The sequence below is a fragment of the Buttiauxella ferragutiae genome (assembly GCF_022637515.1).
GTDB lineage: Bacteria > Pseudomonadota > Gammaproteobacteria > Enterobacterales > Enterobacteriaceae > Buttiauxella > Buttiauxella ferragutiae.
The window spans coordinates 2,418,945-2,439,791 of the sequence record NZ_CP093332.1; the positions used below are offsets into that span (position 1 = coordinate 2,418,945).

Here is a 20,847-nt window from a genome sequence, read left to right on the forward strand (position 1 = left end):
TAATATAAGGATAGATGCGTGAATATAAGATGGCTGATTGTATTGGTTCTGGTATTAGCGGGTTGTTCGAGCCACACAACCAAACAACCCGAGTGGGATCCAACAAAACCGGTACAACGCGCATTAACATGGATGCCAATTACCGAACAAGCGGCAAAAGAGTGGGGCGTAAGTCCACGCGTGGTGACAGCCATTATTGCTGTGGAGTCCGGCGGTAACCCTGCGCTGGTCAGTAAATCCAATGCTGTGGGTCTGATGCAGATTAAAGCCTCAACAGCTGGCAAAGATGTTTATCGCCATCTGGGGTGGGGCGGGCAGCCGTCAACCAGTGAGCTGAAAGACCCGGCTCGTAACATCTCAATTGGTACTGCGTATTTGAGCATTCTCGAACACGGCATTCTGGCCGGTATTGAGGACCCGGAAACGATGCAATATGCGTTACTGGCCTCGTATGCTAACGGTGCGGGGGCATTGCTCAGGACGTTCTCCTCAGATCGCAAAAAGGCCATTGATGAGATCAATGACCTAAGCCCAGACGAGTTTTACCAGTACATCGCGAAGAACCACCCGGCACCGCAGGCACCACGGTATTTGTATAAGGTCTCTAAAGCGTTAAACGCGATGTAACTGTTTGCTATTTCACCCGGCCTGCTTTCTCGCGGGCCGACCGTTCCAGCGAGAAAATAATACGCTGCAATTCGCGCTGCACGGCGGGGTTAACGTTAAGAAAGCGGAAACTCAGGCGTGGGGTACTGACAGTCTGGTTCTTACTGTCGATCACTTTCCGTTCAGATAAGGTGATCAACTGCATATCAAAATGGAATTTCCCCCACTGTACTAAATCGAGTTCCACCTGAGAAAAACGCATCCCATCTTTCAGCCCTTCCGGCAGTGGGCCATCAACCAATGCACCCATTCCACCTAATGACAAATCACACAGCCTGAACCGGAAGGGAGAACCATCGGGTAGCGTTGTGTTGCACAAATAATACGGCTGCAAGGGGGCTGAAATTCGGAAGTACTCGCGGCGTTGAACAAACCATAAAGCCGGTGGAATAGGGGCGTGGAATGCCGGTAAGTTCAGGTAATTTATCGCCGTGATTTTCGGCAAGATAAATTCAACCTTCGCCCCTTCGGTTTCGGCGGTGAATTGAATGTTTGCTGCTTTCTGCGCGCCCTGGTTTTCCTGCGCCTGGCTACCAAAATCCACAATCAAACCTGCCGCAGTGACCTCAAGAATCTTGCTGATGAATTGCCCGGATTGCCAGCTCAGACGAATCGGTACCTGCTTTTTATGGAGATCACGTAACACGCCTAATACTGCCAGAGGACTTTGTTTCAGAAACTGCTCGTTATAGTTACTCAAGGCCAGGTCCATGTTGTGTTTTGAAAGCTGTAAGAAACTATATCGGCACAAAAGTGAAAAACTTAAGATAAATCTCGGTTTTTTATCTTCACAAATTCAATATGTTGGTGACGTCAGTCACATTTTTCTAACACTTGATTATACTTAGCGTACCGACAAACAGAAGCCGTGGTCATGTTGACGTGGATTCTGACTTGTTACGACCAACACAATAATGAAGAGGACGTTTAACATGGGTATTCTGGCCTGGATTATTTTCGGTTTGATAGCGGGTGTTATTGCAAAACTTCTTATGCCTGGTCGAGACGGTGGTGGTTTTATCCTTACCTGTATTTTAGGGATCATCGGTGCCGTTGTAGGGGGCTGGATAGCGACATTTCTTCATATTGGTGGCAGTGTTACGGGCTTCAACTTACCGAGTTTCCTGGTTGCCGTTGCGGGCGCGATTATTGTGCTAATTATTTATCGCATGGTTCGACGATAATTTGTGCAAATGGTGGATGACGCTGGCACTTATCCCACCTACCACTACTTTTGTAGGTCGGGTAAGCGTAGCGTCACCCGACAAAAGCTATTCTCAGCGGCCCCATTTCTGGGGCCGTTTCATGTTTACTGTTTTTGCGTAAAGAAGTCGTTGTACAGCATATAAAGATGCGCGGCACTCCATGAGAAGTTAGGTGCGCCTTGTTGTTCACCGGTTAGTGGATTGTAGTTCTCACGAATTGGCCCGTCGGTAATCAACCCGTTAGCATGCGCAAAGAAGCGATTAGCCATTTCGACCGCATCAGCACGATAACCATAGCGCTCCATTCCTTTCAGCCCGAAGTAGAACTGATCCACCCACACGCGTCCGCGCCAGTAAATATCCGGCCCGAATGCCGGATTGGTGAGGGCTGCGGTGCCCAAAGGCACGTAAGTGTTGAACTCTTTCGGGTCTTTCATCACCTTAACCACGGTGTCAGCATGTGGCTGGGTGGCGGCACCGTTAAATAACGGTGACCAGCCTTCCGGCCCTTTGCCACGAGCGACGATAGGTTTCCCCGCGCAGCCATTTGCCAGCGGTTTATCCTCAATGCGGATGTCGTAATAGAAGCCGGTCGCGTCGTCGAACATACAGGTGTTAATGTAATCAGCCAGTTTTTTGGCGTGACCACGGAATTTCTGCGCATCATCCTTTTTGCCCAGAATATCGGCCATTTCCGCCAGGTAACTACTGTCGCTGTACATGTAGCTGGCCTGATCAACCGACTCCTGGAGCAACGAATAGCCCAGCAAAGTGCCATCTGGCGCGCGGTTTTCCGCGAACAGCACCTGCCAGTCTTCGCGCTTACCGCCTTTATCCAGATAACGCTGCAACTGGTCTGGTTCAATAAAACCAAATACCGCTGCACCATCACGCCCTGATTCCCAGGCTGCCGCCACCTGCGCCGGAATATCGATGCTGTCATACTTTCCGCTGCGTAACACGCGGTTGTAATTCTCCAGACCGACCATTTTTTGCTCTTTGTTGCCGCGTTTCACGGTAAATATCATCTCGCCATTGGCGGTGTTATGCGCTTTGTCGCGAGTCGCGCCGTATTCCGGCACACCGTTGTGGTTATGGTCGCGGTTGCGTAACCACCAGTCATGATAAGCCACCAGATGCGGATACATCTCTTCCAGCCAGGCTTTATCGGCGGTGGTTTTATACACTTCCATCACTGACCAGGCGGCGAGACTTGGCTTGGTATTGCGTTCGTTCCAGTTGCTACCATCGCCCCCGCGCTCTGGGTTGGTGTTATACGCCAGCAGATCCGGCACAAAGCCCACATCCCAGGGGCGCACAGGGTCATCAGCCAGGATTTGCCACGCAAATACGGCGCGGATGTTATCTTTTGCCACATCCGGGTTGAAATGCGCCATCGCGTAAGCCTGTTTCCAGGTGTCCCACGGCCAGGTCTGGTTACCGGAGAACCAACGTCCGGTCACCGATGGCGTCACGGAGTCGAACTTCATCGCTCCGGCAACACCGCGCCAGTTGCCATTGAGCGTCTCAATCGATTTCACTGCAACGCGAGTCTGAGCCGCTGTGGCATCAGGGTTGTTTAATCCTTTCTTCAGATAACCTTCCCAGCGTTGTTCCGAGGCGCTGAGATACGGTTGCGGATGCTGAAGAATATCGGTGATTTTGGTTTGTTCTTTTTGCACTTCCGCCGCATTCAGCAGGTGCGAGTAGGTAGTATAAATAGTGGTGGAACGGGCAATATTCGCCTTTGCCACAAAACTATGCCCGTTGATTTGCGTGCTCATCGGTAGCGTTTTGTGGATTTGGTATTGCGACTCGCCAGACGTCATCAGATTAGAGTCGGAGCGCACTTTACCAAAGCTCACGTTCAGTCCGTCTTGGGTGGCGTGTAGTGTGCGGTCATATGCAGGGAATGCCTGGTCAATCGTCTCGTTTGACTGCGGTTTCTGTTCCTGTAGATGGTATTTTTCCAGCAACTGCCCATCCCACACCAGCTCAAGTGGCGTGTCGGTGGTGATTTCTGTCGCCAGTAAAGAGGTGCGGGAAGTGACAAAACGCAGCGTCATTTTTACCGTCACACCAGGTGCGGAGAGCGTTTGAATCAAAGCCCCAGGAATGCTGTACGCCTGCATGGTGAACGCCACTTTCTCACCGTTTTTATACACGCTCAGGCGGTCGAAATTATTCGCCATAAAGTTGATGTACTCTTCGGTCAGTAGCGCAGGCCCCGGGAATCCGCCCATACCTTCGCTGCTTGCGGGCAGCAAATGCCCGTGCCACGCACCATCATCAAACAGCGGGTTAAAGCGCTGATGCTCATCAAAATCGTAATCGAGCATCGCTTGCGGCGCGCCGCTGCGGTCAATAACGTTGTGGAACTGATTAGCTTTGAGGGTTGTCGAGTCATGGTCTGTTGACTGACATCCCGACAACGCGAGCAACACCGCCAGTGGGGCAAGTCGAAGTACTGGTTTCATGCCGTTTCCTTACCAATAAAAGAGTGCATCAGAAGTATCGAATGGTTATGCCGTTTGCTTGCATTATTGTTACGGCAGGGTAACGGTAGTTATCTTAGATAATATTTTACTAAAAAATACACTTGAAGCAGCAAAGCGATAGCTGGCTCACAACTTCAGATTGCCGTGAAACAGGTTAAACGAATGGGTATACACGGGTCAGTTATGACATTAAGCTGTTGTTTTCATCAGGTGATTATTGGGGTGTTATGGCTACATTGAAGGAAATTGCTGAGGCGGCTCAGGTCTCTGTGGCGACCGTTTCACGCGTGCTCAATGACGACCCGAGTTTGAGCGTCAAAACACAGACACGCCAAAAAATCCTCGAAGCCGCCGAAAGACTGGAATACAAAGTCCCCAGCGCGAAACGGCAGGCAAGTCAGCGGCTGACGTTTGCGGCACTGTATACCCACGGACAAGAGCTCGAGATTAACGATCCCTATTATCTGGCGATGCGCTATGGCATTGAAACGCAATGCGAAAAATTAGGCATTACTCTGGTTTCTTGTTACGACTTTAAAAGCGAACGTCCGGTTGTTGCCGCCGTCGATGGTTTACTAATAATTGGTAAACCTCTGCCAGCTGCCAGGGCATGGCTTGAGCAACAAGAACTCCCTCTGGTGTTCCTCGATGGCGTGACTGATGATCCTCGTTTTGATTGCGTTAACGTGGACTTGTACAAAATCAGCCGTAAAGTTATCGATTACTTCATCTCGCGCGGCTATATGCGGATTGGTTTTATTGGTGGCCGCGATGACCCAGCCTATGCCGACCAGCGTGAAGAAGCTTTCGTAGAGTATGGGCGTAGTAAGAAAGTGGTCAGCGCAAAAGATGTTTATTACGGCGACTTTAGCAGCCAGTCTGGCTACCAGTGCGCGTTGAAAATGCTTGCTACATCAGGTGATTACCCGCCAGCGTTATTCGTTGCTACCGACTCCATTGCCATTGGTGTGTTGCGTACATTGCATGAACACGGGGTTAAAGTCCCGCAGCAAATGGCGTTAATCAGCGTTAACGATATTCCTACCGCACGCTTTGTTTTCCCCGCGTTGTCTACCGTGCGTATCCATTCTGAAACGATGGGTGCCCAGGCGGTAAATCTTTTAATGGAACGCCTGCGTGATGAACGTACTATTCCGCTCTCGGTGTTTGTCCCAAGCTCGTTGCAGTTGCGAGATACTACAACCTCATAAAATCCCCGTCATTCTTCAAGCCGCAGATACGTTGGCTTTCCTCGCTCACCCCAGTCACTTACTTGAGTAAGCTCCTGGGGACTCACTGCGTTGCCGCCTTTCTGCAACTCGAATTATTTAGGGGATTGGCTCTATTATTGTGATCCCCTCGTCATTTAGTAAAATTCGATTTTAAGTTTTAGTAAATATTTACTATTGTTTGCCTCATACACACGTAATGAGGATGTTGGCGTGAATAACTGGGAAAACATAAACAAACAATCTGAGAACCGGCTGCCACCACGCGCCTGGTTTCATCGTTACGCAAGCGAAGCGCAGGCTAAAACGCTTGATCGGCAAGAAAGCCTCGGCTTTATGTTACTTAGCGGGAAATGGACGTTTAACTATTTTGACCATCCTGCAAAAGTGCCTGAAGCGTTTTACCGTCAGGCGATGCCAGAGTGGGGCGAAATTACCGTTCCGGGCATGTGGCAAATGGAAGGTCACGGTCATTTGCAGTATACCGATGAAGGATTCCCTTTCCCGATTGATGTGCCTTTTGTTCCCACCAACAATCCAACCGGTGCCTACCAGCGCCAGTTTTCCCTGACCTCCGAATGGCTACAACGCCAGATCCTCATCAAGTTTGATGGCGTAGAAACCTACTTTGAAGTGTACGTTAACGGCCACTACGTTGGGTTCAGCAAAGGCAGCCGCCTGACGGCAGAGTTCGACATCAGCCCTTACGTGCAAGTCGGTGACAACTTACTCTCGGTTCGCGTCATGCAGTGGGCGGATTCAACCTACATCGAAGACCAGGATATGTGGTGGATGGCGGGGATTTTCCGTGACGTTTACCTGACCGGTCAGCCGAATGTGCATCTGCATGATTTTACGGTCGTCACTGAATTTGACGAAAACTACTGTGATGCCCAACTTCAGCTTTCCTGTGATGTGCGTAACATCACAGCGACGCCTGCCGAAGGCTATCAACTACTGGCACAGCTATTTGATGGCGAAAAATGTCTCGCCGAACAGCAACACGATGCGCTGTCTGTCCACAGCGATTTGCGTTGCCAGCTGGTGTTACCGGTCAAACAACCTAAACAGTGGAACGCAGAACAGCCGAATCTTTATTTGCTGCTGCTAACTCTGCGCGATAACCGTGGCGAGATCGTCGAAGTGGTGCCGCAGCAGGTCGGATTCCGCGATATCAAAGTGCGCGACGGCTTGTTTTACGTGAATGGTCGCTACCTGAAACTGCATGGCGTCAACCGCCACGATCATGACCATCAAAAAGGCCGCGCCATTGATATGGCACGCGCCGAGCGCGACATCATTCTGATGAAGCAGCACAACATCAACTCGGTACGCACCGCGCATTACCCTAACGACCCGCGCTTTTATGCCTTGTGCGACCAGTACGGGCTGTTTGTAATGGCGGAAACCGACCTGGAAAGCCACGGTTTTGCTAACGTCGGTGATATTAGCCGCATTACCGATGATCCCGCCTGGGAGCAGGCTTACGTCGAACGCATCGAACGCCATGTTCTGGCACAGAAAAATCATCCGTCGGTCATCATCTGGTCATTGGGTAATGAATCCGGCTACGGCTGCAACATCCGCGCGATGACCGCACGTTGTAAGGAGCTGGACCCGACACGCCTGGTGCATTACGAAGAAGATCGCGATGCCGAAGTGGTGGACGTCATCAGCACTATGTATTCCCGCGTCTCAATGATGAATGCCTTTGGCGAGTACCCGCATCCGAAGCCGCGCATCTTGTGCGAATACGCCCATGCGATGGGTAACGGGCCGGGCGGGCTGGCGGAATATCAGGCGGTCATCAATCAACATAAAAGCCTGCAAGGGCATTACATCTGGGAATGGTGCGACCACGGCTTGTTGGTGCACGACGAGCAAGGACGTGAGCGTTATCAGTACGGTGGCGATTACGGCGACTTCCCAAACAACTATAACTTCTGCATGGATGGGCTGATTTATCCCGACCAGCGTCCAGGGCCAGGGCTGCGTGAATATAAGCAGGTTTTGTGTCCGGTTGCGGTGCAGCAAACCGAAAAAGATGATGTGTTGCTGGTGGAAAACCGTTATTGGTTCAGCGCGTTAAACGACATCGAACTCCAGGTCAGTTATCAGCTCGATGGTGAAACCCTCGCGCAACAGACTGTGGCGGCACCTTGTTTACAACCCGGTGAAAAAGAACAATTGCGCCTCAATGCTCCGTCGCTGCCAGCTGGCGAAGTGTTTATTAATGTCGAAGTTTACAAACGTCACGCAACACCATACAGCGAAGCGATGTCTTTGCTCGGCCACTATCAAATCCTGCGCCAGGCGGCAGGCGCGCGTGAAGCGCTGCCAGTGAAACCCTCCCGTTCGCTGCACAGCGAAACGCGCGGGCATCAGCAAATCGTCAGCGGTGCAGATTTTTCCCTGACCTTCTGCCGCCTGACGGGTGAGTTGACTTCATGGCTGGTGAATGGTGAAGAGATTGTCGGTCGCGCACCGCATCTCACCTTCTTCAAGCCGACGATTGATAACCATAAGCAGGAATTTGAAGGGTTGTGGCAGCCGTATCACCTCCACCTGATGCAGCACCATTTCCGCGCAATGCGCCAAACCACGCAAGGTGACGATCTGGTCATTGAAGTGGATAGCGTGATTGCGCCGCCAGTTTTCGATTTTGGCATGCGTTGCACCTACCAGTGGCGGATTACCCCTGCGGGCCATGTGTCGCTTGAACTTTCGGGCACACCTTACGGAAATTATCAGGCGATTATTCCAAAAATTGGCCTCGATTTTGGCATCAGCAAGCGTTTCAGCGAAGTGGAATATTATGGCCGTGGGCCGGGTGAAAACTACGGCGATAGCTGCCAGAACAACCTGATTGGGCATTATCGTCAGCCGGTAGACAGCCTGTTTGAAAACTATCCGTTCCCACAAGATAACGGTAACCGCCAGCAGGTGCGTTGGTTAACTGTTGAAGATGCAAAGGGGAATGGTCTTTTTATTCAGCCGCGTAAACCGATTAACTTCAGTCTCTGGCCGTACAGCGCCGACATGCTGCAGCAGGCGCAACACATCAATGAGCTTGTGGAAAGCGACTATCTGACGCTGAATCTTGATGACCAAACTCTCGGCTTAGGTTCTAACTCCTGGGGTTCAGAAGTGCTGGATTCGTTCCGGGTTTATCTAAAACCGTTTAGCTACGGCTTCACCATGGTGCCATTCAGTCAGTCACAAATGACCCCGGTTGAATTGGCGAAATACGATTTCCAGCAGGCTTCACCAGCGAGGGAAGTGGAATGATTATTTTAAACACCTTAGAAGATTTTAAACGCATCTATCATGCCGGAAAGAAATGGCAACGCTGCATGGAAGCGATTAATAACCGTAATAATATTAAAGCCAATGTTTTTTATTCAATTGGCGATTCGCTGGTCTATCGCCTGGCGGAAGGCAACAGCGAAAATAGCGAATTATTTGAAGGGAATCGCCGTTATTTCGACGTGCATTATTACCTCGCTGGGCAAGAAACCGTTGAAATAGCGGATAAAAGCGACTTAACCCATGAAATGATTTATCGCGACGAAACTGACCGTGAGCATTTACGCGGGCGGGGCGAGGCTTATCGTCTCAAAGCTGGCAATGTGGTTATTTTTGAAAATCATCAGGCGCACCGTTTTTCACATGGTGAGGGCATGAGAAAGGTAATTTTAAAAGTGACGGTTGAGGAAACCTATTTCCTTAATAAATAAGGTGTTAAGCACCGCTTAGTGTCGGATGACGCTGACGTTTATCCGACCTACAAAAAGCAGTTATAAAAAATATACCCTACACAATGTGGAGTTCTCATGGCTTCAACAAACAGAAATACCATTGGCAAGTTTGGCTTATTGGCAATGACATTTGCGGCGGTTTTTAGCTTCAATAACGTCATTAACAATAACGTGCAACTTGGCATTGCATCGGCACCGGTTTTCCTGGTGGCTACGCTTATTTACTTTATTCCGTTCTGTTTAATCATCGCTGAATTTGTCTCGTTAAACCGTAATTCAGAAGCCGGGGTTTACGCCTGGGTAAAAAGTGCACTTGGTGGCCGTTGGGCATTTATCACCGCCTACACCTATTGGTTTGTGAACCTGTTTTTCTTCACCTCGTTATTGCCAAGGGTAATTGCCTACGCCTCGTATGCGTTCCTCGGTTATGACTATATTTTCACGCCATTAACCACGGCTATCATCAGTATTATCCTGTTCGCATTCTCCACCTGGATTTCAAACCACGGGGCGAAACTGCTCGGGCCGATGACGTCAGTAACTTCTACGCTGATGTTATTACTCACTTTCTCCTACATTGTGTTGGCAGGTGCTGCGGTGATTGGCGGCGTTGAACCGGCTGACCCAATTAACGTGCAGGCCATTACTCCGCAATTTAGTTGGGCGTTCCTCGGCATTATTGCGTGGATTTTCCAGGCTGCTGGTGGCGCAGAGTCCGTGGCGGTGTACGTCAATGACGTTAAGGGCGGCAGTAAAGCGTTCGTCAAAGTGATCATTCTTTCTGGGCTGTTTATCGGTGTGCTGTATACCGTTTCATCGCTGCTGATTAACGTCTTTGTCCACCAGGCTGATTTGCACTACACCGGTGGCACGGTTCAGGTATTTGGCGGCCTGGCGCAACACTTTGGCCTGCCAGTGGTACTGATGAATCGCTTTGTCGGAATTGTTTCGTTCACTGCCATGTTTGGTTCTTTGCTGATGTGGACGGCGGCACCGGTCAAAATCTTCTTTACTGAGATCCCGAAAGGTATCTTTGGTGCGAAAACGGTTAGCCTGAACCAGCATGGCGTACCGACTCGCGCGGCCTGGATTCAGTTCTTGATTGTCATTCCGTTGATGCTTATCCCAACTATTGGTTCGGGTAACGTGCAGGAGTTGATGAACACCCTGATTAACATGACGGCAGCAGCGTCAATGTTGCCACCGCTGTTTATCATGCTGGCTTACCTGAACTTGCGCCTGAAATACGATGAAGTGAACCGTGATTTCCGCATGGGTTCGCGAATGCAGGGCATCGCTATTGTTAGCGTCTTAATTGTTATTTTCACCGTCGGGTTTATTGCTTCAACCTTCCCGACGGGGGCGAGCATTATGACCATTGTGTTTTATAACGTTGGCGGTCTGGTTATTTTCCTCGGCTATGCCTGGTGGAAATACAACAAATACGAGAAAACTCTCGATGCGAAAGGGCGTTATGAAGCGGATACGCCACTGGCGCAACTCGCGCTGGAAAAACAGCAGGGTGCAAAGACTGACGTGAAGATTGCCGGGAGTGTCATTCAGTAAAAGGTCAAATAAATATCGGATGGCGCTTGCGCCATCCGACACCCACTTCACTGATTAAAAATCATATCCCACAGTAGCAATCACAGAACGCTCCGCGCCCCAGTAGCAGTAACCGGTGCCGTAACAACCCGCAACGTAATCACGGCCCGTCAGGTTATTGGCGTTAACTTGCACGAAGGCACCTTTCAGTGACGGCGTCCACGCCCCCATCTCAGCACGCACCATTGCATCAAGCAGCGTTACAGAAGGCACGCGCAGGGTGTTTTCATTGTCCGCCCATTGCTTGCCGATATAGCGAATACCTGAACCCAGGCTAATACCGAAGTCGGCTTTGAACATTCCCCACAGGCTGGCCATCTGATCTGGTGTGACGTATGGCGTGTTGCCATCGTTACCGTCGATGGCATCTTTAAAGCGCACTTTGTTGTAAGTGTATCCGGCAACGGTCGAGAAACGTGGATGCCACTGAGAATGTGCTTCCAGCTCAACACCTTGCGAATGAACTTTACCCGCTGGCTCATAGTAACTGCCCTGAACCACGCGGTTCCCGACATCTTTCTGCGTCAGGTCATACAGGGCGAGGGTGTAGAGATCCGCCGTACCCAGCGGCTGGTATTTCATCCCGGCTTCATACTGTTCAGCGGTGGTCGGTTTCAGCAGCTTGCCTTCGGCATCCGGCAGAACCTGCGGCGTGATGGCCTGGCTGTAGCTGATGTATGGGGATATCCCATTGGTGAATGCGTACAGCAACGATGCGCGGCCACTGAAGTGATCGTCAGTACGGTTATCGGTGACGACGCTATCAATGGCATCTGCCACAATATGGCTCTTGGTCACGATGTGATCGTAACGGCCAGAAAGCGTCATGTGCCATTGATTCCACTGCATATCATCCTGCAGATAGACACCCGTTTGTTCATACTGGCGTTTACCGGCTTTGGTCAGCAGGCCCTGATTGATGGTGGAATACGTGGGGTCGCGTGGGTCGTAATAATAGAAACCGCCAGGGCCGCCAGACTCACCCGTCCACGGGTTGAGGTTGGTGGTGTAAGCGGAGTCATCGGACAAATTGTTGGTGAACTTATGGAATTCGCCGCCGAGCACCACTTTGTGATCCAGCTCGCCAGTTGCAAAATCGGCTTCCAGTTGGTTATCCATGGCGTAAGCGTCAAGCGATGAAGTTTCGCCGCTGTAATAACGCATCAGTTCGTCATGCGCCACGTCTGCCCAACCAATCTGGTAAGCCTGTTTCAGGCTGACGTTCGAGTGGGTATAACTGGCGTTGGAGCGGAACGCCCACACATCGTTAAAGCTGTGTGCAAACTCGTAGCTGTAAATTTGCTCGTGGCGTTTGAAAGCGTCATTGCCCGGTTCGACGTCAGAGAAACCGGTGCTGAGTTTGCGCCCGGTGGATGAATAAATACTGCCATCAGCCGGAACCGAGCCGTGGAATCCGCCTGATGGATCTTTTTCCAGATAGGCGCGCAGCAACAGCGAGGTATTTTCGCCGGGTTGCCACAGCAGGGACGGGGAAATCGCATAACGTTCGTCCCGCGTGTTCTCGTACTGAGTGTCGCTGTTTTTGGTTAAACCAATAATCCTATACGCCCATTCTTCGTTAATCGCATTGGTGTAATCAAATGCGCTGCCGTTGGTGTTGTGATTACCGTACATCGCACGAACGTGGCCTTCCTCGACAAATTGCGGGCGCTTTGAGGTTTCCATTACCAGTCCACCTGGTATGGTTTGGCCATAAAGTGCCGACGATGGCCCTTTAATCACATCGATTCGCTCGAGGAACCACGGGTCAACCTGAATCACGTTGTAGCTGCCGCCGTCGCTCATCAGGCGCAGGCCATCGAGGAAGGTGTTATTGACGTCGCCGCCGTGGAAACCGCGCAAAGCCACGGTGTCATAACGCGTTGCACCACCGGCAAAGCCGGTAAATACGCCAGGAGTGTAATTTAGCGCGTTGTTGACGGTGAGCGCGCCCTGGTCTTCGATTTGTTGGCGGGTAATCACCGAAATGGATTGACCGGTAGTAATCAGCGGCTCATCGGTTTTGGTTGCTCCACGGCTGACCGTTGCGCTGTAACCTTCGGTTGGGCTGGTGGAGGTTTGTGCGGGGGAGGCGGTAACGACGACGGTGTCTTCTGCCAATGCGTAAGTGGGGGCCGCGAGTGCCAGCGCGCAGAGTAAAGCAGAGCGCTTTACTGTAAATGCCAGTTTCATTTAGTTATATTCCCAGGAGGTATTGATTTAGCTATTTGTGCTAATAAATTGAATGCGAATTATTATCGTTATTGTTTTTTGTTTCAAGTGCCAATTTTGGCGGGGGAGCGGGCGCCCTCATCCCGTCCTTCTCCCCCAGGAAAAGGGGAAGGACAAGGCGAAAACAAAACAATCCCCTCTCCTTCGGGAGAGGATGAGGCTGAGAGAGAAACCAGACAATCCCCTCTCCTTCGGGAGAGGGTTAGGGTGAGGGGAAAACTACTTCGCAGAACTAGCAGGCTGAATCGTCTCTTTCACCGGCCCCGGTGTTGCAGAAGGCAATTTGTCCGGTGTGGAATCACACGGTTTCTCTTTGCCACACAGCAAATCGAGCATTTTCAAGGTGACGCCGTTAGTCCAGCCAAATCCATCTTGCAGCGGATATTCACCGCCGCCACCGCCGGTACCCGTGGTGGATACGTCATATTTCTCCACCAGTTTTTGCTCGCGGTTATAGGTTTGCTGCACGTTGGTCATAAAGCGCCAGGTGACTTCCATTGCCAGATCGTTATGGCCGTAATTTTGCAGGCCTTCAGTGGCCACCCACTGCAATGGCGCCCAGCCGTTTGGTGCGTCCCATTGCTGGCCCGTTTTCAGGTTGGTGGTCGCCAGTCCGCCAGTTTTCAGTAATTGCGAACGGGTGATGGCCGCCATTTTTTCAGCGCGATCTTTCGAAGCGGCATGCACATACAGCGGGAATAGCGCGGCAGCGGTCAGTTGCGAACGAGCCGCGTGGTTCTTGAGATCGTAATCCGCATAGAAGCCTTGCTTATCGTTCCACAGATACTTTTCGATGGCTTTTTGACGGGCATCGGCCAGTTGCTGATATTGCGTGGCAGCTGCGCTGTCCTTCGCCACATGGCTTGCTTTCGCGAGGGTCTTTTCCATCTGGAATAGCAGAGCGTTCAAATCAACCGGAACGATAGAGGTGGTACGAATCGAGCCCAGTTGCTGCGGGTTATCCATCCAGCGCGAGCTAAAATCCCACCCCGAAGCCGCAGCTGCGCGTAAATCGCGATAGATTTCCGTCGCCGGGCGGTTGGGGTTGTTCTTCGCGGTGGTCACGTCATCCAGATACGATTCGGCGCGCGGTGTATCGCGATCGTCCCAGTAACGGTTTAGCACCGAGCCATCTTTTAGTTTCACCACCCGCAAGTTTTCAGCGCCTGCTGCCAGCGTATCGCTGCCCTGCATCCACCAGGCATACTCAGCTTTCAACTGCGGTAGATAGGTGGTGTAGGTTTCGTCACCTTTGTGGCTGGCGAGCAGTTCGACCATAAAGGCAAAGAACGGCGGTTGAGAGCGGCTCAGATAGTAGCTGCGGTTGCCGTTAGGAATATGCCCAAAGGTGTCGATTTCATGGGCGAAGTTATCGACCATGTCCTGAACTTTGTCCCAGTGGCCGCTTTCCGCCAGCCCCAGCATGGTGAAGTAACTGTCCCAATAATAGACTTCGCGGAAGCGCCCGCCTGGTACCACATACGGTTTCGGCAACGGTAGCAGCGAATCCCATTTATCGGTGCTGTCAGTGGTGCGCGTCAGCACCGGCCATAAACCGTCGATGTGCTCGCGTAACGTTTGGCCTTTAGGCGGGACATACTTTTTACCTTCTTTTGGCAAGGTAAAGTTAACGTCGACAAAATGGCGTAAATCGAAACTCGATTGATTGCGCTGCATGCGGTAATCCGCAAGGATCATCAACGGATCATTCTTGGGAACCGCATCGGCAAATGTTTTCTGATCGGGGAATAATTTTGCCGTCTGGACATCGGTAAACAGCGGGCCAAGGATGACATCAGGCGGTTGTGGCAGGCTGTCTGCGGCTGAGGCAGGCAAAGTGACGAACGTACAACCGATAGCTATTTGAATCGCAAAAAATAACGTGCGAGGACGGCGCAAAACAGGATTTATCATTAATCGTTCTCCTTTACAGGCTACCGCGGCGAAAGTTTACCGCGATCAACCCTATGAAAACCTTAGCCGAATTTCTGGCTAGTGCTACGGGAGATGTCTCATAATCTGATAAAGCAGATAATTTACCGCCTGGCTAAACGTCCATTTACCCTTGCGGATTGACCAACCATGTCCCCGCTTTTTCAACCGATAACGTCATGCTTCGCGACAGATTTTTATCACGCAACGTAAGCTCATATTGGCCCGCAGGCAGTTGCAGGAAGCCATAACCATTGGCGCCCTGTGTCACTTTTTCGGCCTTGCCATTAACATCCAGTTGTTCGCCATCATTCATGCGCACATAAATGCGCGCTATCGCGCCATCCGCTACAGGCACCACGCTTTTAGTCCCGGCAGCTTCCGCTTTTTCCGCAACCGGTTTGTCGGTTTTGGCCGTCTGGGTAGTAGAAACAGAAGGGGCGTTGTTATTAAAAATGAAACCGCCAATCGCCACGCCTACCAGTAAACTGGCGGCTATCTGTAGCGGCAGTTTGTAGCGTTTTTTGAACGGTGATAGTGGGGTGATTTCCGCATCTTCCACCTTGACCAGCATGGTGCCAGGCTGTTTCAACGGTGCCGCGCCGTTGATACCACTTAACGGCATGTCCGCCAGCGCCGCAAATTCTGCAATAGACTGCGGGCGGTCTTCCGGTTTTAACGCCAGCGCGTTATCCACCGCCTGCAACAGGCTATGGGAATAACCTTCAGGCCGATTTTTTGCCAGCTTCACGCACGGGTCTTGAATGGTGCGGGTAACGCTGGCAGGTGGACAAGTGCCGGTGATCAGGGTGTAGAGAATCGCCCCCAGTGCGTAAATATCCGTCCATGGCCCGAGCCGGTTTTCGAGGTCATCAGCATATTGTTCAAGCGGCGCAAAACCTGGATTGAGTGGCGTTTTAATCTCATCGCCATTTTCGGTTTTTCCTGGACGCGGAGCGCCAGCATTCAATAGCAAAGGCGCGCCGTTATCCTGAATTTGAATGCTTCTTAACGACAGGTCACGATGGATAAACCCCTCATCGTGTAATGTTGCCAGCGCTCCGCACAACATCGGCAAGATGCGCCGAATCCAGGCTTCATTAATCACTTCAGGCTGATGCTGATGCAATTCAGCCAGCGTTACGCCGTTGGAGTAGCGTGTCGCCGCATAGGCGGTTTCGTTTTGTGTCCAGAAGCTAAACACTTGCAGCAAATTGGGGTGGTTAAATTGTGCGAGCTGGCGAGCAGACTGCACAAAACGATTCATTCCGACATTAAACGCCTGGCTGTCTTGCTTGCTGCGTAACACCAGCTGCATATTATCGCTGCGTACCGTCAGCGCACGCGGCATAAATTCGCGGATAGTGACCGGGCGCTCAAGCTGGTGGTCCCACGCTTTATACACCACGTTAGTATTGGTGGATTCAGTCACTTGCTGAATTTCAAACTCGTCGAAACGGAAGCCAGGCGGCAGAGCGTCGGGTAGTTCGGAGTTGTAATCTTTATCAGTCATGATGGCCTTACTCTGCTCGAAATCGACGAAAATTCAGGGTTACTTCTGGGAGCGCCATGCGCCAACCGCTGGATCACGCAATTGCGGACGCAGGGAATCAATCAACAACAAGGTGATAGGGGTATCCGGTGCAAGCCACTCCGACCAAACTTTGCGCACAATATTTAAACGCTTCTGGATAGCGGCTTCATCTACTGCCAGTTCGCGTGGTACTTCAACGGCAACCATGCCAGTGGCTTTCCAGCCATTCAGCTCTGAGTGATAAGGCAAAATCATCCAACTCTGCGGAGCATGTTCATTACTGACCACCATCCGCTCGTTATTGAGACTGGTAATCAGCAGGCTGTCAGAACCGGCATCGGCGCTTAATCCGCTGACCGGGAAGCCATGCACAAAGGTCATCACATTGCGTGTTTCGCCTTTAGCGCCGCTCTGAATGATTTCACTGTGGCCATTCAACCAGCCGCCTTTTTCACATTTACCATTTGGGATAAACATCGCTGACGAATTAGCATCACCCTGCCAGAAAGTGCGCAAATGACAGCCGTCTTGCAGCGTAAACTCCTGCCACGGCGTGCGGTCCGCTAACGGTGAGTTTTCTTCGCGAGCGGGTTGGGTGTTGAGTTCGCTGGAAACAACCGGCGCGATAATCACCGTCCAGTCGCTGCTTCTGCTCGCAGTGCCAACCGCGAGTGCTTGACCCTGTGGATCTTCCATCCGCCAACTGACTATTTGCACCGCGCTACATTGGCTTTCCAGGAGTGTTCCCAGACGTGGCATAAAAACATTGAGCAGCGCCGGATTTTTATCGCCATTGGCGACGATTCGCAGGGGAAGTTCTTGCGCACACCAGCTTTGCGGCGTGTTGTTTTGCACATCGTCAATCCAGACATCCAGCTTTTGCGAAGGAGACTGGACGATACGATAGTTACCAGCCGCCCACACTGAAGTAGATGCCAGCAGTAGCGCCAGACTCGAAAGCCAGAGTTTCATAGAAATCCTTCTTAGCCGAACAGTTTTAAACAACAAGGTATGACGTAAAACGTCGACAGTTAATCAATGATCCAGGTGCCGCTGTTCGCATTCTGGCAGGCTTTGCTACTGCCATCGACCGCAACGCAGGTGGTTTTTTTGGTGGCCTTGCGTGGACGAGGGCGATCTTTTTTCAGCGTTTGTGCATACAGTTCACTTTTCACCAGCGCACGTGCAGGAACATAACCCAACATTTCCTGTTTATCCTGCTGCGCAACGGCCAGCCAATTATTCTCGACTTGCCCCAAAACGGTGTAACTTTGCCCATTATCAAGGGTGCTGACGACTTTTCCGCCGAAGTCCGGTTTGCTCATAATTGACCCTGCATACAGCGCCCTAAAACTTGCGTTGACTGGGGTGAATTCTTTTGGCGCGCTAACCGCATAACGGTGCGTCAATGTGACACCATTGACCTCACTGGTGACGAGAGTGTCGTCCGTCATTTTTGGTGGGGGCGCTTTACAGCCCACAACCGTCGCAACAACAGCAAGGATCAACAGATTTCGCAATTTCATCGTAACGTTCCCTGAAAAAATGGTTCAAACCTGGTCGCCGAGAAGGAGGTGATATGGCGAAGAAGAAGTCCAGGAATCTGAAGAATGATTCACATCAGCAATACATATTAACGTTAATTTTACATCGCCTGATTAACAATTCAATGCTGATGTAACTGATTGACATTATTAAGTGTTAAGCAGGACAAGAAGCACACTGCTAGCGGTGATTCAGCGGGTGAATCATCTTGCTTTACTGGTAGCCTTCAGCATAGATCATAAAACAGGGTTTCAATCCCAGGTTTAAGGATGAAGATGGAAGCGTTATTGCCCGATATCTGCAATTGTATTGCGCAAAGTGCGCCGGAAGCGGTGATGACTCCGGCGCTATGATGACCGATGTTTGAGATTAAGGCGCACATTCACCCTCAGCCAGGACCCGGTAAACCGATGAATGCGCTGAGCAAAATCGATAGCTTATTAGTGTTCCAGCATCTCGTGGACAATTTGCTTGCTGCTTAATGAGTACTCATAAAACGTCGGCCAGTTGTCCATTTCTTTTAATAATGACTGCTGGGAATCATTACCCATGTAAATATGGAAATGTTCAGATCTGCGCGGACCGATAATATGGTCGCTAAATTGCACATATTTTGGGGCTTTTGACTGGCTATCTTTACACTCAAACAAATAGCGCACACCTTTTTTGCCAGAGGCGTAATTCAGGATTTTAAAACCAGAGTAGGCGTAGTGGCAGGTGTTGATCGTTTTGCCAGTGTGAAACTCTATAGTGTTGTTTTCGATGCCAATAGTATCGATATCCGTCGCGTAACCTTTCTGATAGTACGCTTTGTATTGCGCCACCGTTTTAGTGCCATCTTTTTGGGCTTTTTTCTCCATCACCGGATCTAAGTCGCCGTTTAACAGGTAAGGATTCACCGACTGCCACATCCCATCCCAATCGCTGAGGGTGCGGTCCTTGACGTCGTTATCGTCGAAAACTCCGGCGCTGGCTTTCTGTTCAGCTTCAGTTAACGGCTTGCCGTGTGAATGGCTATGCGCCAGTACATGAGCACTACTCAGTAAAATGCCAGCGCCCAGCAGCGCGGCGGAAATGCGTTTAGTCATGAAGTTCTCCAGTGGGTATGTGAATTTATAAAATGTTATAACATAACATTATCGTAATTCAATCACTGCTTTCGCTTCAGAAGTTCTGCTTAATGATCTCCGCCAGACGAATAAACGAGGCCTCCATATCGCTATCCTGAATGCTGGCGAAACCGACTAATAGTCCTTTCATTTTCTGTTGATTAAAATAATAACGCGACAATGGCCGGACCAGAATCCCTTCAGCATTCGCAAGCCTTGAGATGCCAATATCATCAGCTTCAAGGGGGAATTGAATAATCAGATGCAGACCGGCGTTACTGTTAAAATAACCAAGATAGGCTTCACCCAGATACTGTTTAATCAGTTCCACCAATAAACTGCGGCGTTTGCTATATAACTGGCGCATTTTGCGAATGTGCGCGGCGTAATAACCTTCACGGATAAACTCTGCTAAAGCTGCCTGAACTATCTGATGACCACCGCGATAAAGCTCGTTATGCACCTTTTTAAGTGGCGCCGCTAACGGCTTAGGCAGCACGACATAACCCAGACGCAGTGCGGGATACAGCGTTTTACTGAAGGTGCCGATATAAATGACTGGGCTGTTTTCTTCCAGCCCTTGTAGTGACGGTATCGGCTGGCCGGAAAAACGAAATTCACTGTCGTAATCATCTTCGACAATCCAGCTTTTAAATTCCCTGGCCTGCGAAAGTAATAACTGCCGTCGAGGCAGGCTCATCACCGAACCAAGCGGATATTGATGGGAAGGGGTCACGAAGATTAATTTTGGCCGCACGGCGGGGGCAGGTTCTGGAACTAATCCCTGATCGTCGACATCACACGCCGTCATATTGACGGCATTGATGTGTAATATATTCTTAATGCCCCAATAGCCGGGCTCTTCAATCCACGCATGGTCGCCTGGGTTACATAACGTGCGGGTGACTAAATCCAGAGCCTGATGAATCCCTTCGGTGATTAATATCTGGTCGGTGGAACATTTTACTCCACGCGCGGTACGCAAATAATCAGACAACGCGGATTTCAACAACTCGAGCCCGCCGTCTGCGTCATAAGTCAGATATTGCGGGTCAGGGGACCTGGCGATGCGATCATAAATCTTCTTAAATATGCGGTGCGGGAAGCTATTCACATCGGGCACACCAGGAATAAAAGCCCCCCATTGCGCTGGGCTGGCACTGGCATTTCCCAGCAGTTCAAGGCCACGGTCTGAAAGAGTTGCAGGTGCGTCAGGCTGTGTGGTTTGTACCGTTTTAGTGACGTGCGTGGTGAGATTATCCAGCACACTTTCGGTGACGAATGTGCCGCTGCTGGTGCGTGTTGAAATATAACCTTCTGCCTGCAACTGCTCATACACCCGTAATACGGTATTTCGCGACAGTACCAGTTCATTTGCCAAATCCCGGGTCGGTGGCATGCGTGCTGCTGGACGTAAACTCCCTTCGAGGATGCAGCTGCATATCGCAACATAGAGTTTCTTATGAAGTTTCTCGCCAGGCGTGTGGATAAATGCCTGCTTGATCACATCTACGGCAAGTGAACGCATTTGGAT

General features: G+C 50.7%; 15 protein-coding genes. 6 read left to right on the top strand and 9 right to left on the bottom strand.

The annotated features are described in order from the left end of the window. Positions 1–18: 18 nt before the first annotated feature. Complete coding sequence (emtA, locus tag MNO13_RS11155) at positions 19–627, top strand: membrane-bound lytic murein transglycosylase EmtA (RefSeq protein ID WP_064546147.1); 609 nt, start codon at positions 19–21, stop codon at positions 625–627. A gap of 7 nt (positions 628–634) precedes the next feature. Here the strand turns inward: emtA and ycgR are convergent, their stop codons facing one another. Further along, on the bottom strand, positions 635–1,366 hold the full coding sequence (gene ycgR, locus MNO13_RS11160; protein WP_064546555.1) for a flagellar brake protein YcgR: 732 nt from the start codon (positions 1,364–1,366) through the stop codon (positions 635–637). A gap of 232 nt (positions 1,367–1,598) precedes the next feature. Here ycgR and MNO13_RS11165 point away from each other — a divergent pair, with 232 nt between their 5' ends. Continuing rightward, on the top strand, positions 1,599–1,850 hold the full coding sequence (locus tag MNO13_RS11165) for a GlsB/YeaQ/YmgE family stress response membrane protein (RefSeq protein ID WP_064546149.1): 252 nt from the start codon (positions 1,599–1,601) through the stop codon (positions 1,848–1,850). A gap of 125 nt (positions 1,851–1,975) precedes the next feature. Here the strand turns inward: MNO13_RS11165 and ygjK are convergent, their stop codons facing one another. Then, a complete protein-coding gene (ygjK, locus tag MNO13_RS11170) occupies positions 1,976–4,348 on the bottom strand; it encodes an alpha-glucosidase (RefSeq protein ID WP_241939984.1) in 2,373 nt (790 codons plus the stop codon). 248 nt (positions 4,349–4,596) lie between these two features. Here ygjK and ebgR point away from each other — a divergent pair, with 248 nt between their 5' ends. The 4 genes from ebgR to MNO13_RS11190 all read left to right on the top strand — a co-directional run bounded on the left by ebgR (position 4,597) and on the right by MNO13_RS11190 (position 10,922). Continuing rightward, a complete protein-coding gene (gene ebgR, locus MNO13_RS11175) occupies positions 4,597–5,580 on the top strand; it encodes a transcriptional regulator EbgR (RefSeq protein WP_241939985.1) in 984 nt (327 codons plus the stop codon). A 231-nt stretch (positions 5,581–5,811) separates the two neighbouring features. Further along, a complete protein-coding gene (ebgA, locus tag MNO13_RS11180) occupies positions 5,812–8,886 on the top strand; it encodes a beta-galactosidase subunit alpha (protein ID WP_064546154.1) in 3,075 nt (1,024 codons plus the stop codon). Continuing rightward, positions 8,883–9,335 (top strand): beta-galactosidase subunit beta, encoded by a 453-nt coding sequence (locus MNO13_RS11185; RefSeq protein ID WP_064546156.1) that lies wholly within the window; start codon positions 8,883–8,885, stop codon positions 9,333–9,335. Before ebgA ends, MNO13_RS11185 begins: the two co-directional genes overlap by 4 nt. 96 nt (positions 9,336–9,431) lie before the next feature. Beyond that, positions 9,432–10,922: an amino acid permease gene (locus tag MNO13_RS11190; RefSeq protein WP_241939986.1), complete on the top strand. Its 1,491-nt coding sequence runs from the start codon at positions 9,432–9,434 to the stop codon at positions 10,920–10,922. Between the two features lie 54 nt (positions 10,923–10,976). On the opposite strand, the gene MNO13_RS11195 is transcribed toward MNO13_RS11190, so the two are convergent. From MNO13_RS11195 to pdxR, 7 genes are all read right to left on the bottom strand, one after another. Beyond that, positions 10,977–13,154, bottom strand: a complete 2,178-nt coding sequence (locus tag MNO13_RS11195) for a TonB-dependent siderophore receptor (protein ID WP_232887065.1) — start codon at positions 13,152–13,154, stop codon at positions 10,977–10,979. Between the two features lie 258 nt (positions 13,155–13,412). Further along, entirely contained in the window at positions 13,413–15,107 is a 1,695-nt protein-coding gene (locus tag MNO13_RS11200; RefSeq protein ID WP_133521575.1) for an alpha,alpha-trehalase, read from the bottom strand. Positions 15,108–15,252: 145 nt separating this feature from the next. Then, the gene (locus MNO13_RS11205; protein WP_241939987.1) at positions 15,253–16,638 is read right to left on the bottom strand and encodes a serine/threonine protein kinase; all 1,386 of its coding nucleotides are present in this window, start codon (positions 16,636–16,638) and stop codon (positions 15,253–15,255) included. A gap of 39 nt (positions 16,639–16,677) precedes the next feature. Then, positions 16,678–17,631 carry a hypothetical protein gene (locus tag MNO13_RS11210; RefSeq protein WP_064546167.1) on the bottom strand — a complete coding sequence of 318 codons (954 nt, stop codon included), beginning with the start codon at positions 17,629–17,631 and terminating at the stop codon, positions 16,678–16,680. A gap of 59 nt (positions 17,632–17,690) precedes the next feature. Next, positions 17,691–18,185: an SH3 domain-containing protein gene (locus MNO13_RS11215; RefSeq protein WP_241939988.1), complete on the bottom strand. Its 495-nt coding sequence runs from the start codon at positions 18,183–18,185 to the stop codon at positions 17,691–17,693. Between the two features lie 459 nt (positions 18,186–18,644). Then, positions 18,645–19,292 (bottom strand): metal-binding protein ZinT, encoded by a 648-nt coding sequence (gene zinT / locus MNO13_RS11220; protein WP_064546170.1) that lies wholly within the window; start codon positions 19,290–19,292, stop codon positions 18,645–18,647. Between the two features lie 76 nt (positions 19,293–19,368). Next, a complete protein-coding gene (gene pdxR, locus MNO13_RS11225; RefSeq protein WP_241939989.1) occupies positions 19,369–20,841 on the bottom strand; it encodes a MocR-like pyridoxine biosynthesis transcription factor PdxR in 1,473 nt (490 codons plus the stop codon). Positions 20,842–20,847: the final 6 nt, after the last annotated feature.

Excerpts from the sequence above, each read along its gene's own strand:
- MNO13_RS11165 (WP_064546149.1), top strand. The coding sequence starts at position 1,599 with ATGGGTATTCTGGCCTGGATTATTTTCGGTTTGATAGCGGGTGTTATT.
- ygjK (WP_241939984.1), bottom strand. The coding sequence starts at position 4,348 with ATGAAACCAGTACTTCGACTTGCCCCACTGGCGGTGTTGCTCGCGTTG.
- ebgR (WP_241939985.1), top strand. The coding sequence starts at position 4,597 with ATGGCTACATTGAAGGAAATTGCTGAGGCGGCTCAGGTCTCTGTGGCG.
- MNO13_RS11185 (WP_064546156.1), top strand. The coding sequence starts at position 8,883 with ATGATTATTTTAAACACCTTAGAAGATTTTAAACGCATCTATCATGCC.
- MNO13_RS11190 (WP_241939986.1), top strand. The coding sequence starts at position 9,432 with ATGGCTTCAACAAACAGAAATACCATTGGCAAGTTTGGCTTATTGGCA.
- MNO13_RS11195 (WP_232887065.1), bottom strand. The coding sequence starts at position 13,154 with ATGAAACTGGCATTTACAGTAAAGCGCTCTGCTTTACTCTGCGCGCTG.
- MNO13_RS11200 (WP_133521575.1), bottom strand. The coding sequence starts at position 15,107 with ATGATAAATCCTGTTTTGCGCCGTCCTCGCACGTTATTTTTTGCGATT.
- MNO13_RS11205 (WP_241939987.1), bottom strand. The coding sequence starts at position 16,638 with ATGACTGATAAAGATTACAACTCCGAACTACCCGACGCTCTGCCGCCT.
- MNO13_RS11210 (WP_064546167.1), bottom strand. The coding sequence starts at position 17,631 with ATGAAACTCTGGCTTTCGAGTCTGGCGCTACTGCTGGCATCTACTTCA.
- MNO13_RS11215 (WP_241939988.1), bottom strand. The coding sequence starts at position 18,185 with ATGAAATTGCGAAATCTGTTGATCCTTGCTGTTGTTGCGACGGTTGTG.
- zinT (WP_064546170.1), bottom strand. The coding sequence starts at position 19,292 with ATGACTAAACGCATTTCCGCCGCGCTGCTGGGCGCTGGCATTTTACTG.
- pdxR (WP_241939989.1), bottom strand. The coding sequence starts at position 20,841 with ATGCGTTCACTTGCCGTAGATGTGATCAAGCAGGCATTTATCCACACG.